The sequence below is a fragment of the Klebsiella sp. KPN54798 genome (genome assembly GCF_021184225.1).
Classification (GTDB): Bacteria; Pseudomonadota; Gammaproteobacteria; order Enterobacterales; family Enterobacteriaceae; genus Klebsiella; species Klebsiella pneumoniae.
Window position 1 is genome coordinate 949,999 of the sequence record NZ_CP089234.1, and the last position, 15,192, is coordinate 965,190.

General features: G+C 60.0%; 14 protein-coding genes. 7 read left to right on the plus strand and 7 right to left on the minus strand.

Translation table 11 applies throughout. The annotated features are described in order from the left end of the window. Nucleotides 1-187 precede the first annotated feature (187 nt). From gcvA to rlmM, 3 genes are read left to right on the plus strand one after another with little or no spacing between them, the layout of a single operon-like run. On the plus strand, nucleotides 188-1,105 hold the full coding sequence (gene gcvA, locus LPQ25_RS04745) for a glycine cleavage system transcriptional regulator GcvA (protein ID WP_002915545.1): 918 nt from the start codon (nucleotides 188-190) through the stop codon (nucleotides 1,103-1,105). Between the two features lie 19 nt (nucleotides 1,106-1,124). Beyond that, nucleotides 1,125-1,520: a DUF423 domain-containing protein gene (locus tag LPQ25_RS04750; RefSeq protein ID WP_002915543.1), complete on the plus strand. Its 396-nt coding sequence runs from the start codon at nucleotides 1,125-1,127 to the stop codon at nucleotides 1,518-1,520. Further along, complete coding sequence (rlmM, locus tag LPQ25_RS04755) at nucleotides 1,513-2,613, plus strand: 23S rRNA (cytidine(2498)-2'-O)-methyltransferase RlmM (protein WP_002915541.1); 1,101 nt, start codon at nucleotides 1,513-1,515, stop codon at nucleotides 2,611-2,613. The genes LPQ25_RS04750 and rlmM overlap by 8 nt, the downstream gene beginning before the upstream one ends. 48 nt (nucleotides 2,614-2,661) lie before the next feature. Here the strand turns inward: rlmM and fucR are convergent, their stop codons facing one another. The 5 genes from fucR to fucP all read right to left on the minus strand — a co-directional run bounded on the left by fucR (nucleotide 2,662) and on the right by fucP (nucleotide 8,499). Beyond that, entirely contained in the window at nucleotides 2,662-3,372 is a 711-nt protein-coding gene (fucR, locus tag LPQ25_RS04760) for an L-fucose operon activator (RefSeq protein ID WP_004142883.1), read from the minus strand. Between the two features lie 58 nt (nucleotides 3,373-3,430). Continuing rightward, nucleotides 3,431-3,853, minus strand: coding sequence for an L-fucose mutarotase (fucU, locus tag LPQ25_RS04765; protein WP_002915538.1), 423 nt, complete (start codon nucleotides 3,851-3,853; stop codon nucleotides 3,431-3,433). A gap of 1 nt (nucleotide 3,854) precedes the next feature. Continuing rightward, entirely contained in the window at nucleotides 3,855-5,273 is a 1,419-nt protein-coding gene (gene fucK / locus LPQ25_RS04770; RefSeq protein ID WP_014907003.1) for an L-fuculokinase, read from the minus strand. 107 nt (nucleotides 5,274-5,380) lie between these two features. Next, the gene (gene fucI / locus LPQ25_RS04775) at nucleotides 5,381-7,156 is read right to left on the minus strand and encodes an L-fucose isomerase (RefSeq protein WP_002915510.1); all 1,776 of its coding nucleotides are present in this window, start codon (nucleotides 7,154-7,156) and stop codon (nucleotides 5,381-5,383) included. 32 nt (nucleotides 7,157-7,188) lie between these two features. Next, the gene (fucP, locus tag LPQ25_RS04780; RefSeq protein ID WP_015875126.1) at nucleotides 7,189-8,499 is read right to left on the minus strand and encodes an L-fucose:H+ symporter permease; all 1,311 of its coding nucleotides are present in this window, start codon (nucleotides 8,497-8,499) and stop codon (nucleotides 7,189-7,191) included. Nucleotides 8,500-9,065: 566 nt separating this feature from the next. On the opposite strand from fucP, the gene fucA reads away from it, so the two are divergent. Together fucA and fucO are read left to right on the plus strand one after the other, a co-directional pair. Beyond that, entirely contained in the window at nucleotides 9,066-9,713 is a 648-nt protein-coding gene (fucA, locus tag LPQ25_RS04785) for an L-fuculose-phosphate aldolase (RefSeq protein ID WP_002915470.1), read from the plus strand. 27 nt (nucleotides 9,714-9,740) lie between these two features. After that, entirely contained in the window at nucleotides 9,741-10,889 is a 1,149-nt protein-coding gene (gene fucO / locus LPQ25_RS04790) for a lactaldehyde reductase (protein ID WP_004149581.1), read from the plus strand. A 58-nt stretch (nucleotides 10,890-10,947) separates the two neighbouring features. On the opposite strand, the gene xni is transcribed toward fucO, so the two are convergent. Further along, nucleotides 10,948-11,703, minus strand: a complete 756-nt coding sequence (gene xni, locus LPQ25_RS04795; protein ID WP_004142871.1) for a flap endonuclease Xni — start codon at nucleotides 11,701-11,703, stop codon at nucleotides 10,948-10,950. Between the two features lie 96 nt (nucleotides 11,704-11,799). Next, nucleotides 11,800-13,743 carry a sigma-54-dependent Fis family transcriptional regulator gene (locus LPQ25_RS04800; protein ID WP_014907005.1) on the minus strand — a complete coding sequence of 648 codons (1,944 nt, stop codon included), beginning with the start codon at nucleotides 13,741-13,743 and terminating at the stop codon, nucleotides 11,800-11,802. Nucleotides 13,744-13,820: 77 nt separating this feature from the next. On the opposite strand from LPQ25_RS04800, the gene LPQ25_RS04805 reads away from it, so the two are divergent. Continuing rightward, entirely contained in the window at nucleotides 13,821-13,937 is a 117-nt protein-coding gene (locus LPQ25_RS04805; RefSeq protein ID WP_014907006.1) for a hypothetical protein, read from the plus strand. 77 nt (nucleotides 13,938-14,014) lie between these two features. Further along, complete coding sequence (ssuD, locus tag LPQ25_RS04810) at nucleotides 14,015-15,187, plus strand: FMNH2-dependent alkanesulfonate monooxygenase (RefSeq protein WP_002915347.1); 1,173 nt, start codon at nucleotides 14,015-14,017, stop codon at nucleotides 15,185-15,187. Nucleotides 15,188-15,192: the final 5 nt, after the last annotated feature.

Here is a 15,192-nt window from a genome sequence, read left to right on the forward strand (position 1 = left end):
CCAAAAGCTTGATGGAACACGCATTCCAAAAAAAGCTTCTCGTTCCGGCTCAGGAAGTGCCGCCACTATAGGTATTTGCTGGTAGAACCTCAACGGACAATTTATAATGGCTCAGATAAAAAAAACTAATAGGTTAATCATTGTTTCCTATTTGTTAAATTGAGTTAACATCTAAGCCAGAATAACCATGTCGAAGCGATTACCACCTCTGAATGCATTACGTGTTTTTGATGCAGCCGCACGTCATCTCAGCTTCACTCGGGCAGCCGATGAGCTTTTTGTGACGCAGGCCGCAGTCAGCCATCAAATCAAGTCTCTCGAGGATTTTCTGGGCCTTAAGCTGTTCCGTCGGCGCAATCGTTCGCTGCTGTTAACGGAAGAAGGGCAGAGCTATTTTCAGGATATTAAAGAGATTTTTTCGCAACTGACGGAAGCGACGCGTAAACTGCAGGCGCGCAGCGCCAAAGGGGCATTAACGGTCAGTTTATTGCCAAGTTTCGCCATTCAGTGGCTGGTGCCAAGACTCACAAGCTTTAACTCAGCTTATCCGGGAATCGACGTCAGGATCCAGGCGGTGGACCGTCAGGAGGATAAGCTGGCGGACGATGTTGATGTGGCGATTTTTTACGGCCGCGGCAACTGGCCGGGCCTGCGTGTGGAAAAATTGTACGCCGAGTATCTGCTGCCGGTCTGTTCCCCGCTCTTGCTCACCGGCGACAAAGCATTGAAAACGCCTGCCGATCTGGCGCAACATACCCTGCTTCACGATGCGTCCCGCCGCGACTGGCAAACTTATACCCGTCAGCTTGGTCTAAGCCATATTAATGTGCAGCAGGGGCCGATTTTCAGCCATAGCGCGATGGTGCTGCAGGCGGCCATTCACGGGCAGGGCGTGGCGCTGGCCAACAACGTCATGGCGCAGTCCGAAATTGAAGCCGGTCGTCTGGTGTGTCCGTTTAATGATGTTCTGGTCAGTAAGAATGCGTTTTACCTTGTTTGCCATGACAGTCAGGCAGAACTGGGTAAAATAGCCGCTTTCCGGCAGTGGATCCTGGCGAAAGCGGCAAGTGAACAAGAAAAATTCCGCTTTCGTTATGAACAATAATTACTTGTAGGGTAACAACATGACCAGCCGTTTTATGCTGATATTCGCCGCGATTAGCGGCTTTATCTTTGTGGCTCTGGGCGCCTTTGGCGCGCATGTCTTAAGTCAATCGCTCGGCGCGGCGGAGATGGCCTGGATCCATACCGGCCTGGAGTATCAGGCCTTCCATACCCTGGCGATTTTTGGTCTGGCGGTGGCGATGCAGCGTCGGATCAGTATCTGGTTCTACTGGAGCAGCGTATTTCTGGCGTTAGGGACCGTGCTGTTCAGCGGCAGCCTCTATTGTCTGGCGCTCTCTCATTTACGTCTGTGGGCGTTCGTGACCCCGGTGGGCGGCGTAAGCTTCCTCGCCGGTTGGGTTTTAATGTTAATTGGTGCAATTCGTCTGAAACGTAAGGGCGTTGTTCATGAATAAGGTTGTCCTCTATTGTCGCCCTGGGTTTGAGAAAGAGTGCGCAGCAGAAATTACCGATAAGGCAGCCCGCCTTGAGGTGTTTGGTTTTGCCCGGGTCAAAGAAGACTCTGGCTATGTAATTTTTGAAGGTTATCAGCAGGACGACGGCGAGAAGCTGGTGCGCGATCTGCCGTTCAGCTCGCTAATTTTCGCCCGACAGATGTTTGTGGTCGGCGAACTGCTGCGCGACCTGCCGCCGGAGGATCGCATAACCCCGATCGTCGGCATGCTGCAGGGCGTGGTGGAGAAGGGTGGCGAGCTGCGTGTGGAAGTGGCGGATACCAACGAAAGCAAAGAGCTGATGAAGTTCTGCCGCAAGTTTACGGTGCCGTTACGCGCGGCGCTGCGCGAGGCGGGCGTGCTGACCAACTATGAAACGCCAAAGCGACCGGTGGTGCATGTGTTCTTTATCGCACCCGGCTGCTGCTATACCGGCTACTCATACAGCAACAACAACTCACCGTTCTATATGGGCATTCCGCGGCTGAAGTTTCCGTCCGACGCCCCGAGCCGTTCCACCCTCAAGCTGGAAGAGGCGTTCCACGTCTTTATTCCGGCGGACGAGTGGGACGAGCGTCTGGCGAACGGCATGTATGCCGTCGATCTCGGCGCCTGCCCGGGCGGCTGGACCTATCAGCTGGTGAAGCGCAACATGTGGGTCTCTTCGGTCGATAACGGCCCGATGGCCCAGAGCCTGATGGATACCGGCCAGGTGACCTGGCTGCGCGAAGACGGTTTCCGCTATCGTCCGAACCGCAACAACATCTCGTGGATGGTCTGCGATATGGTGGAGAAACCGGCGAAGGTGGCGGCGCTGATGGCGCAGTGGCTGGTCAACGGCTGGTGCCGGGAGACCATCTTCAACCTCAAGCTGCCGATGAAAAAGCGCTATGAAGAGGTGTCGCAGAATCTGGCCTATATTCAGGCCCAGCTGGACGAGCACGGCGTTAACGCCCAGATCCAGGCGCGTCAGCTGTATCACGATCGTGAAGAGGTGACCGTTCACGTGCGCCGCCTGTGGGCCGCCGTCGGCGGACGTCGCGACGAGCGTTAATCCTTCCCCCTCAGGCCGGAGACGCGTGCGCGTCCTCCGGCCTTCCCCTTAAGGCTGCGGCGCATCCGACACAATATGCGTCACGTCATCCAGATGACCAATCCTCGCCTCGCCGGAGCGGTTGAACTTGCTTTTGTCGATCAGCAGTAGCGACTGCGCCGCCCGCTTAAGCAGGATCGATTTGAAGTCGGCATTGAACGCATTGGAGTCCCACAGCGCGCCCTGCGGGTCGATGCCTTCGCAGGAAAAAATAAACAGATCGATCTCCAGCGATTTCAGCTGGGAAATCAGCGCCGGGTTCACGTAGCAGCCATATTTCCGCTGCAGAGTGCCGCCGGAGCAGGTGAGCGTGATCTGGTCGCGTTTGGCCAGCTCCTGGCAGATGGGCTGGCTGTTGGTAAAGACGTGCAGCGGGCGGTCCGGCAGCTGGCGGGCGAGATACCAGCAGGTGGAGCTGGCATCGAGGGCGATCACCATCCCTTCGTCAATCCAGGCCAGCGCTTCGCGGGCGATGTCGGCTTTATGCGCGTAATGGCTTTTCAGGCGCATGTGGAAAGGATCGCCGCTGTCCTGGCTGCGCTGGTGGATCACTTTGGCCCGGCCGTGGTTACGCAGCACTTTGCCCTGCGCCTGCAGCTCGCTCAGATCGCGGCGAATAGTTTCCCTGCTGACGTTGAGCTGTTTTGACAACGTTTCGGTGGTCAGGCTGCTGTGGGTGATCAGGAGATCGACGATCGCCTGCTGGCGGGCTGCTTTCATTTATTCTCATCCCATCATTGATTGAGCGTCTGCATCAGGCAGACGCTCCGGCATGAGATTACGGCGTGACTCCTTTTTTTAAAAGGATATTTCCGTACTTAGCGCACTCTCCTGTGATAACGATCGCAAAGGCTTTTTGCGCCCGGTCGTAGAAGGCAAAGCGGTCAATCCGCACGATATCCGGGCAGGGGGCCTGCGCCGATAGCGCCTGCCGATAGCGCTGTTCCACCGTCGGGTCGAGCGCATCGCCTTCGACGGCGGCCATCATCACCACCGGCGGCGCATAGCTGTCTAATTCGAACAGCGGGATAATCGCCTGCAGCAGATCGCTGACTCGCAGGCCATCGGCTCGGATCACCTGCGGCCCCATGCTGTGCGCCGGGAAATGGGCATCGGAAAAAATGATTTCATCCCCATGGCCCATTTCGGCCAGCACTTTCAGTAGTTCCGGCGATATAAGCGGGGAAATGGTTTTGAGCATCTCAGGCTTCCTCTATCAGTTCAGGTTCAGTTTGCGGCCAGAAATAGCGGTAGCGGTACGCGACCTGCGCTCTGGCCTGTTCTGGCGAAGAGAACTCGCCCACGCCATACCAGCCAAACATCGCCGCGCCGGCCACGGTGGTTTCGGCATCGTCGAGGACTTTGATCGGTATCCCGAGTCGGTTGGCCTTGATCTGGTTCCATAGCGCGTTGCGGCTGCCGCCGCCCACCAGCAGCAGCTCTTTCGCCCTGAAGCCGCCGATTTTTTCCAGGGTTTGCAGATGCTGCGCCAGCTGATCGCTTAACCCCTCCAGCGCGGCGCGGTAAAAATGGCCGCGGGTGGTGTTGAGCGTGACGCCCTGCCAGCCGGCGTGCTGGCTGGCGAGCAGGTCGCACTGCATCCTGACGCCCTGGGCGCCGGGCGGGATCGCCTGCGCTTCGTCAATCAGCGTCTGCCATGGGGTGTCAGCGCTATACAGCAGTTTGCGCACCCACTCGAGCACGCCGGAGGCCAGCCACTGCATCCCCGGGTTATAGCGGCCCGGCTGGCTGTCCAGCTCGCAGGTGGAGCCGCTGTAGTCACAGAGCAGCGAGGTGTCGACCTGCGCGCTGCGCACCATCAGGATCTCCCAGGTCCCGGAGGAGAGCACCGGCTCATCCTGCCCGGCGCCGGCGCCAAACAGAGCGAACTGGGTGTCATGCCCGGCCGAGATAACCGGGATCCCGACGGGGAGGCCCAGCAGCGCAGCGGCCTCCGGCAGCAGGGCGCCGATCGGCTGGCCTGCTTCAACCAGCCGCGGGAACAGGCGGCGCGGCAGGCCGGTCGCCTGCAGGATCGGCGCGCTGAAATCGCGCTGCCGGAGATCGAGCATCTGGCTGGTGCCCGCCATGGTGAGGTCGGTGGTGAACTCCCCGGTCAGCCGATGGTTGATCAGCGATGAAATAAACAGCCAGGCATGGGCCTGCGCCAGCAGCTGCGGGTGGTTCTCTTTCAGCCACACCAGCTTATACAGGGTGTTGAACGCAAACGCGCCGACGCCGGCTATCTGCTGCAGCTGGCGCGCGGGCATATACTGGCTGATTTTCTCCATCACCGCCGCGGTGCGCGGGCATTTCCAGCTGATGATCGGATACAGCAGGGCACCCTTCTCATCTACCAGCGCGCCATCGACGCCAAAGGTCGTGACGGTAATGCCGCGCACCGTGCAGGAGGCCAGCTGGTCATGGATCTGCCGACAGCAGTCGGCAAAGCGCTGCATAATGGCCTCCAGCGACCACTGGTGCCAGTCGCTTTTTTCCGCCGCGATGTCGCTGGCGTTCGCCGTTGCGGCGCGGGCGATAATGTTCCCTTGTCGATCCACGGCCATCGCCCGCACGTTCGTGGCGCCGCAGTCGAGGACCAGGATAACGTCTTGCTTCATAGTGACTCCCGAAACAACATTGCCGGATGGCGCAGCGCTTATCCGGCCTACAGACCGCGCGCGTCTGTAGGCCAGGTAAGCCTGCGCTTCCGGGCGAAACCAACCTGTTAACGCTTATACAGCGGCCCGTAGTTCTGGCAGGCGCGGTAGTCCTGGCCCTCGATATCCATGCCGTGCGCGGCCCAGGCGGAAGGGCGATAGATTTTCGCCTCTTCCACGTTGTGCATGCAGACCGGAATGCGCAGCATGGCGGCGAGGGTAATGAAATCTGCGCCAACGTGGCCGATGGTCAGCACGCCGTGGTTGGCGCCCCAGTTGGCCATCACCGAGTACACATCGCTGAACGGGCCCTTGCCGGTCAGGCGTGGGGCAAACCAGGTGGTGGGCCAGGTGGAGTTGGTGCGGGCGTCGAGCTGGTCGTGCATCGCTTTGGGCAGCGCTACGCTCCAGCCTTCGGCAATTTGCAGCACCGGCCCCAGACCTTTGATGATGTTCACCCGGGTCATGGTGAACGGCACGCCGCCTTCGGTCAGGAAGCGGGAAGAGAAGCCGCCGCCGCGGAAGTATTCGTGGATCGCCGGGCACCATTCGGTCGCCGCGAGGCAGGCATCCGCCTCGCTCTGCTCAATCTCCCAGTGGGGTTTCATCGTCGGATTGCCCTGCGCGTCGCGCTGCTGGCAGGAGCCGTCCAGCGCCGCAGAGCCGGAGTTAATCAGGTGAATGATGCCGTGCTCCGCCCGCCCGGTGAGCGGCTGCCCGGTGACCCGTTCAACGGCATCCGGCGACCAGTAGGTGCGTACGTCGGCAAACACCTGGGCGGTGCCGGTGAGCTGATGGCCCATCAGCATGGCCACGCCGTTGAGGCTGTCGTTTTCGGTAGCGACGACAAACGGTTCGCGCACCCCGTTCCAGTCAAAAGAGCTGTTGAGCAGCGCTTCGGCGGTATCGCCATTGGGGTATTGATCGGTCCAGTGGCGCTGACCCTGGAAACCGGCGGCGATGGCGTTGTAACCCAGCGACTCCTCCACCAGCCCTTTTTCTGCGAGCTTCGGGTTACCCTGCATCATGTCGCGGATGCACATCGCCATCAGCAGGCTCTCTTTCAGCACCGCGCGGCTCTGCGTTTCATTGCGCTTATACTGCTCAGCGTTCTGATCTTCGCCGTAGCGGAAGTGTTTATCCGCCCACGCCAGCGCCATCTCCAGCTCGGTTTCATCATAGATTTTTTGATCGATTCGCCGGCGCAGCTCCGTCATGTCGACAGCCTGCACCTTCATGCCGAGCCAGGACTCAAAAAAGTTGTGGTCGACGATAGATCCGGCGATGCCCATTGAGACGCCGCCCAGCGACAGATAGCTTTTCCCTTTCATACTGGCGACAGCCAGGCCGGCGCGAGCGAAGCGCAACAGCTTTTCTTCGACATCCGCCGGGATCGAGGTGTCATCGGCATCCTGCACGTCATGTCCGTAGATGGAGAACGCCGGGATCCCTTTCTGGCTATGGGCCGCCAGCGCCGCGGCCAGATAGACCGCCCCCGGACGCTCGGTGCCGTTAAAGCCCCAGATGGCCTTCGGGCGCAGCGGATCCATGTCGATGGTTTCGCTGCCGTAGCACCAGCAGGGGGTGACGGTGATGGTGACGCCGACGTTCTGGCTGCTGAATTTCTCTTCACAGGCGGCCGACTCGGCCATGCCGGCGATGCAGGTATCGGCAATCACGCACTCCACCCGGGCGCCGCAGGCGTGGCGCAGTTTCTCGCTGATAAGCGCGGCGGTGGCTTTCGCCATGTTCATGGTTTGCGCTTCCAGCGACTCGCGGACCCCCATGCGACGACCATCGATTACCGGACGAATACCGATCTTCGGTAAGCTGATTTTTTTCATTACAGATCCCTCAGGTTATGCGGATAACAGGTTTAGTTCGTCGCCGCTTGTGAACGGAAACGGGCAAAAATAAAGATGATGGCGAAGCACAGCGCCGGGACCAGTTCGGCGGTCGGGATATTGCCGGCGGCGTCGCTGACAAAGCCCATCACCGGGGTAACGATCCCGCCGCCGATAATGGTCATGACGATAAATGACGAGCCATATTTGGTGTCCTGGCCCAGATGCTTAATCCCCAGCGAGAAGATGGTCGGGTACTGAATGGACATAAAGGCGCTGCACAGGGTCAGGGCCAGCAGACCGACGTGGCCGCCGCTGAAGGCGGAGAGCAAGCAGAGCAGCATGGCGATAAACGCATAGATAGCGAGCACGTTGTGCGGCGCGAAGCGGCGGATAAGCCAGGTGCCGGTAAAACGGCCGATAAAGAAGCAGACCATGGTGGCGGTCAGGTAGTTGGCGGCGAAACCGGCCGTCATGCCCGGGATCTCTTCGATAGCGTAGCGAATCAGGTAGCTCCAGCAGGCGGTTTGCGCGCCGACGTAGCAGAACTGGGCCAGTACCGCCCAGCGCCAGTGGCGGATGCGCATCAGGCGCGTCAGCGAGGCGAAAAAAGTGCTCTGCGCGCTGTCGCTGTGGTCATCGCTTTGCAGGGAGGGGAAGCGGGTGCAGACGATCAGCAGGGCGACCAGCAGGACAATGGCCACGATAATCATATAGGGGGTTTGTACCGACAGGACCAGACTGTGCTTCCAGGCGCTGAGCTGTTCCGGCGTCATTTTATCCAGCACCTCCTGCGACTGATGCGGGACGTTAGACAAAATAAGACTCTGGCCAAATACCACGGCAATAATGGCGCCGAATGAGTTAAAGGTCTGGGCCAGATTAAGGCGGAAGTGACCGCCGCTTTCCGGACCGAGGACGGTGACAAACGGGTTGGCCGCGGTTTCCAGACAGCCAAGCCCGGCAGCGATAATAAATAATCCAATGAGAAATAAGGTGTAATTCATCACTTCGGCGGCAGGCCAGAACAGCGCGGCGCCGCAGGCATATAAAAACAGACCCGTAAGGATGCCGGCTTTGTAGCTGAATTTTTTCATCAACATCCCGGCGGGGATGGGAATAATAAAATAGCCAAAGTAAAAGGCCGATTGAATTAATCCGGCCTGGAAGTTAGTCAGGGTAAAGGCCTGTTGAAATTGCGGTAATAAAATATCATTCAGATTATTAGCCACGGCCCACAGAAAAAAGAGGGAGCACAGCAGAGCGAAAGGAATAATGTAGCTCTTACTCTGCCCGCTCTCCATGGCGCGGTAACTTTGCGTTGGTATCGTTGTGTTTCCCATAGCGTCCTCATCAGTTCAGAAGCATTTACAACAGCATTCAGGGCGCAGTCTGGTGCTGCAGCAGACCGCAAAATTAAGTGAGCTCAGGTGACGCGCCGGTGAGTGAAATGAAAGTCACGGCGGAACTCATGGCTTCATTTTCAAATAAAAACCGCCTGTTAATATGATGATGGTCACACTTAACGTACTGTGGGCCATTTTATGTGATTATTGTCACTTTAATTTTTCAAAAACGCTGACCGTTTGAGAAAATAAATTCACAAAACCACAACGCTAATGACCGAATGAATATATATCGTGGAAAACGGGCAAATGTTACAAAGAAATAAAATGCCCGCTTGATGAAATATTATTAAGAACGGGCATTTTAATCTCTCTCGTAATGGGCATGGTTGCTTTATTCATGGCGGAATAATTGACGCGGCTCACAAAAAATAATCATGAAAATTCCCCTTTGAATATTCAGGTTGATGATGAAGACCATTATTCACCCTATCCCACGGTAGCCGACGATATTTCTGTTGCCCTGCCGTTGATGGATGATGAGTCACCAAAAGAGGAACGCAATGGAAAGAAACAGACTGGCCCGGCAGATTATCGATACCTGCCTGGAAATGACCCGCCTGGGGTTAAATCAGGGGACCGCCGGCAATGTCAGCGTGCGCTATCAGGGAGGAATGCTGATCACCCCTACCGGTATCCCATATGAAAAGCTGACGGAAGACAAGATCGTCTTTATTGATGCCGACGGCCAGCATGAGCAGGGAAAACTGCCCTCCAGCGAATGGCGTTTTCATCAGGCGGCCTACCAGACGCGACCCGATGCCCAGGCGGTGGTCCACAATCACGCTGTCCATTGTACGGCGGTGTCGATCCTCAACCGGCCCATCCCGGCCATTCACTATATGATCGCCGCGGCCGGCGGGAATTCGATCCCCTGCGCGCCCTATGCCACCTTCGGCACCCGCGAACTGTCTGAGCATGTCGCGGTGGCGCTGAAGCACCGCAAAGCCACGCTGCTGCAGCATCACGGCCTGATCGCCTGCGAGGCCAGCCTGGAGAAAGCGCTCTGGCTGGCGCATGAAGTGGAGGTCCTGGCCCAGCTCTACCTCAGTACGCTGGCGATTACCGACCCGGTCCCGGTGCTGGATGACGAGGCGATCGCCATCGTGCTGGAGAAGTTCAAAACCTACGGATTACGCATTGAAGAGTGATGCCGCAACGCTAACAGGAGAGCCACGATGGCAAACAGAATGATCCTCAATGAAACGGCATGGTTTGGCCGGGGGGCGATAAACGCATTAACCGATGAAGCGGTGCGGCGCGGCTATCGTAAAGCATTGATCGTCACCGACAGCACTCTCGCCCGCTGCGGCGTGGCGGCGAAAGTCACCGACAAACTGGATGCCGCCGGGCTGGCATGGGATATGTTCAGCGACGTGATCCCTAACCCGACCATCGCCGTGGTCCAGCAGGGGCTGCAGGCCTTTCAACGCAGCGGGGCGGATTACCTGATCGCCATCGGCGGCGGTTCGCCGCAGGATACCTGTAAGGCGATCGGTATTATTCAGCGTAACCCGGAATTCGCCGATGTCCGTAGCCTCGAGGGGCTGTCGCCCACCCGTCAGCCCAGCGTGCCGATCTTCGCGGTGCCGACCACCGCGGGTACCGCGGCGGAGGTGACGATTAACTATGTCATCACCGATGAAGAACAGCGGCGCAAATTCGTCTGCGTCGATCCGCATGATATCCCGCAGGTGGCCTTTATCGATGCCGATATGATGGACGCTATGCCGCCGGCGCTGAAGGCGGCTACCGGCGTGGACGCCCTGACGCATGCTATCGAAGGGTACCTCACTCGCGGCGCCTGGGCTTTGACCGATGCTCTGCACCTCAAGGCCATCGAGATCATCGCCGGCGCGCTGCGCGGCTCGGTTGCCGGAGACGCCGGCGCGGGGGAAGCTATGGCGCTCGGCCAGTATGTGGCGGGGATGGGATTTTCCAACGTTGGGCTTGGCCTGGTACACGGTATGGCGCATCCGCTCGGCGCTTTTTACAACACGCCGCACGGCGTGGCGAATGCCATCCTGCTGCCGCACGTGATGCGCTTTAATGCTGAGGCGACCGGGGAAAAATATCGCGACATCGCCCGGGCGATGGGCGTTAGGGTGGAAGCGTTAAGCCTGACCGCCGCGCGCGAGGCGGCAGTAGAGGCGGTCTGCCAGCTTAACCGCGATGTCGGTATTCCCGGCCATCTGCGTGAGGTGGGCGTCAGGAAAGAGGATATTCCGGCGCTGGCCCAGGCGGCGCTGGCGGATGTGTGTACCGGCGGCAACCCGCGCGAGGCGAGCCTGGCGGATATCGTCGGGTTATATCAGGCGGCCTGGTGATTGCCTGGCCCGGGTAAAGCAGGCAGTTACCCTGCACCGGCGCACCTCTTAACGATGGTCAGCGCGTCAGCCGCAGCTGCTGCAGATTGCCGTCCAGCTGGAGGTCGGTCTGCAGGCGGGCCACCTCCCGGCAGGTGAAGGCCATCTCCTGATGCGCGGCCAGCTTTTTGCGCCACTTCTCCGGGACCTCGGCCAGACGGGCGTACAGCCCCTCCAGGTCCTGAAACTCGTTCAGCAGCTGGGCGGCGCTTTTGGGTCCAATGCCCGCCACGCCCGGCACCTTCGAGCTGCTGATCCCCGCCAGCCCCCAGTAATCCGCCAGCTGCTCCGGGGTGACGCCGAACTCGCTGGCGATGAAGGGGGCGTCCAGCCAGCGCTTCTGAAAGTAGTCGCGGATGCGGATGGTGGGCGACAGCAGCTGGCAATAGCCTTTGTCGGTGGAGACGATGGTGGCCTGATGGCCCGCCTGGGCCACCTTTACCGCCAGGGTGGCGGCGAGATCGTCCGCTTCGCTGCCCGGCGAGGCCCAGCAGCGGATCCCCCGCTGTTCGAAGGCGGCCCGCAGCGCCGGCATCTCGGCGACCAGCGTCTCCGGCATCGGCGCGCGGCCGGCTTTGTACTCCGGCAGGCGCTGGTGGCGCCAGCCGTGGGCGCGATCCTCATCATCGAACACCGCCACCGCGTGGGTGGGCTGACTGTGGACAATCAGCTGCTCCAGGGCATGCAGGCAGGTATCGACGCAGGGTGAACCCTGCACCGCGTGGATGCGGCGGATCAGATTTAACGCGTCGACGATTAACAGATGAACAGCCACAGATACCCCCTTATTCTCAGCGTCTTTAGGGTAACATCGCCATCAGATCGAGGCTATCTGCGCCTGAACAATCAGGAAGATAACGCGCAAATTTCGCTAACTGACCGCCATCAGCGGTCTGATGACGTCCGGCGCGGGTTCGCCGTACCACACCGCTTCGCGCACCGGGACCGGTTTGGCGATAAGCCCGAGGGCGTAAAAGCGATCGGCGATGGTCTGCTGGGCGCGGATCACCGACAGATCCATCGGCCGCGGGCGATGGCTGCGGCGGGCGAGGGCAATACTCAGCGACCGGGCGTCGATCCCCAGCTCTGCCGAGAGTAAGCGGGCCGCTTCGCCGCGATGCGAGTCGATAAACTGCCCGGTGTGGGTCAGCTCCGTCAGCAGGCGGCGCATGATATCGCCATGCTGAGCGAGGTAGTCCCGTCGCGAAAGATAAAACTGATGGTTGTTGACCCGGCCTTCGCCGCTGGCGACCACCCGCAGTTCGCCGGTGTGTTCGGCGTCGCTGAGCAGCGGATCCCACATCATCCAGGCGTCAACCGCCAGATAGTCGCTGGCGGTCAGCGGATATTTCGGCGGGGTATAGACCACCCGCACATCGTTCAGACCCAGGCCGGCGTCCTCGAGGATCTGCAGCAGCAGCCAGTGGACATTCGACCCTTTATTGAGGGCGATGCGTTTACCGCGCAGATCGCTGAGCTGGCGAATGTCGCTCTCCTGCGGGACGACCATCGCCACGCTGCGCGGCGCCGGCGGCTCCCACGCCACGTACATCAGTTCGCTATTGCTGGCCTGGGCAAACACCGGCGGCGCTTCTCCGGTGGTGCCGAAGTCGATCTCGTTGCAGGCGAGGGCATGGAGGAGCTGCGGTCCGGCAGGAAACTCACTCCACAGCACGTTGACGCCGAGGCTGGCGAAGGCGGTTTCCAGACTCTGACGGGCTTTCAGGATCCCGAGGCTGCCGAAGCGCTGGTAGCCAATGCGCAGTTCGCGATCGGCCCCGGCTGCGTTGGCGAACGCCCGCGGCGGCGCAGGCGGGCGGCGGCGGCTTTTGATCAGCCCGAGGTTAGCGAGCTGGGTGCGCAAGGTATGCCGGCTGATCCCCAACAGCGCGGCCGCCTGGCTCTGGTTATCGTCGCAATGCGCCATGGCGTGGCGAATCAGGGCGCTGGTCACTCGCTGCCACAGCGGCTCGCCGGGAAGCGCCAGCTGGTGGCGAATAAAGTCGTCCAGTTCATGATCGCTCGCCGGCCCCGGGGCGTCGTTGAGCGTCGCCAGGCGCAGCTGGGCAGGACTGATCTCCTCTTCTTTACTGAGCAGCACCGCGTTGTGCAGGGTGTTTTCCAGCTCGCGAATATTGCCCGGCCACGAATAGTCCATCAGCCGGGCCAGTGATTCCGGCGCCAGACGCAGGGTTGGCCGCCCGAGGCGCCGGGCGTAGAGTGATAAAAAGTGGTGCGCCAGCAGCGGGATATCCTGCCGACGCTGGCGCAGCGGCGGCAGCGGCACCACCGCGATATTCAGTCGATAGTAGAGATCCTCGCGAAAGCGGCGCTCGCGGATCGCCTGGGCCAGGTCAACGTGGGTGGCGGCAATCACCCGGACATTCACTTTAATCGCTTTGCGTGAGCCGACGCGGGTAATTTCACGCTCCTGCAGCACTCGCAGCAGCTTGACCTGCAGCGGCAGGCTTAATTCGCCGATCTCGTCCAGCAGCAGCGTCCCCCCTTCCGCGGCTTCAAACCAGCCGGGCTGTCCCTGCTGCGCGCCGGTGAAGGCGCCTTTCTCATGGCCGAACAGTTCAGCTTCGGCGAGGCTCTCGGTCAGCGCGCCGCAGTTAACGGCCAGAAACGGCTGCTGGCGACGGGCGCTGTGATGATGGAGATAGCGGGCCACCACCTCCTTGCCGGTGCCGGTTTCGCCCACGATCAGCACGGTCGCCTCCGTTGGCGCGAGTTTGTCCAGCAGGCTCTGGAAGGCCTTCGACGCCGGGTCGATCAGCGCGGGAGCGGTGGAAGGGGATTCTGGGTTCAGCATAGCGGGCCTCCGATCGTTGACGCTCTGAACTTATCCTGCGGCGGCCGCAGAAACCAGAGGGGGAAGGCCCGCGGCTGTTGCAAATGCGCCAGCGGATGCGCGGCGGCTGCGCGATTTGCAACAGCGCGGCGCGGCGAAGCTGTTTTCAGTGCATTGATTTTAAAAGATTAATTTTTTATTCACCATTGGCATGATTATCGCTAACACCCATATAACCAAATTAAAACATCTCTTCGATAAATATCGGATATGGTTATATAGGAAATAGATAATGACGCAGCAAGCTCCCGACAAGATCAATGTCTTCTGGTTTTTACCTACCCATGGCGATGGCCGTTATCTGGGTACCACCGAGGGTGGACGCCCGGTCGATTTACCTTATCTGCAGCAGGTGGCGCTGGCAGCCGACAGCCTGGGCTACTACGGCGTGCTGATCCCCACCGGTAAAAGCTGTGAAGATTCGTGGCTGGTGGCCTCGGCGCTGGCGCCGTTGACCCGCCGTCTGCGCTATCTGGTGGCGGTCAGACCGGGCCTGCAGCCGCCCACTCTGGCGGCGCGGATGGCGGCCACCCTCGACCGTTTATCGGAAGGTCGGCTGCTGATCAACGTCGTTACCGGCGGCGACCCGGTGGAAAACAAAGGCGACGGTATCTTCCTCAGCCACAGCGAGCGCTATCAGGTGACCCGCGAATTTCTTGATGTTTACACCCGCCTGCTGCGCGGGGAAAAAGTGGATTATCACGGCGAGCATATTCACGTGGAAGGCGCTGAGGTGTTGTTCCCGCCGGTGCAGGAGAATGGCCCGCCGCTCTATTTCGGCGGCTCTTCTGATGCGGCCATTGATGTGGCGGCCGAGCAGATCGACAGCTATCTGACGTGGGGCGAACCCCCGGAACTGGTGGCGGAGAAGCTGGCGGTGGTGCGCGAGCGCGCCGCGGCCCGCGGACGCACCCTGCAGTACGGCATTCGTCTGCACGTCATTGTGCGCGAAACGGAAGAAGAGGCATGGGCCGCCGCCGACCGGCTGATCGCCCATCTTGACGACGATACCATTGCCCAGGCGCAAAAGATCTTCGCCCGCATGGACTCGGCCGGCCAGGCGCGGATGAGCGCCCTGCATCAGGGATCGCGCGATAATCTGCGCATTGCGCCCAATCTGTGGGCCGGCGTCGGACTGGTGCGCGGCGGCGCGGGTACCGCGCTGGTAGGTAATCCGCAGCAGGTAGCGGAACGCATCCGCGAATATCAGGCGCTCGGCATCAGCAACTTTATCTTCTCCGGCTACCCACATCTGGAAGAAGCGCACCGCTTTGCTGAGCTGGTGATGCCTCTGTTGCCGCTGGAAAACGGGGCCTCGTCGAAGGCGCGTAGCGTGAACACCGGTCCGTTTGGCGAAACCATCGGCGGCGATAAGCGCCCGGTGCGCCAGGTCAGCGCCAGCTGATGGCC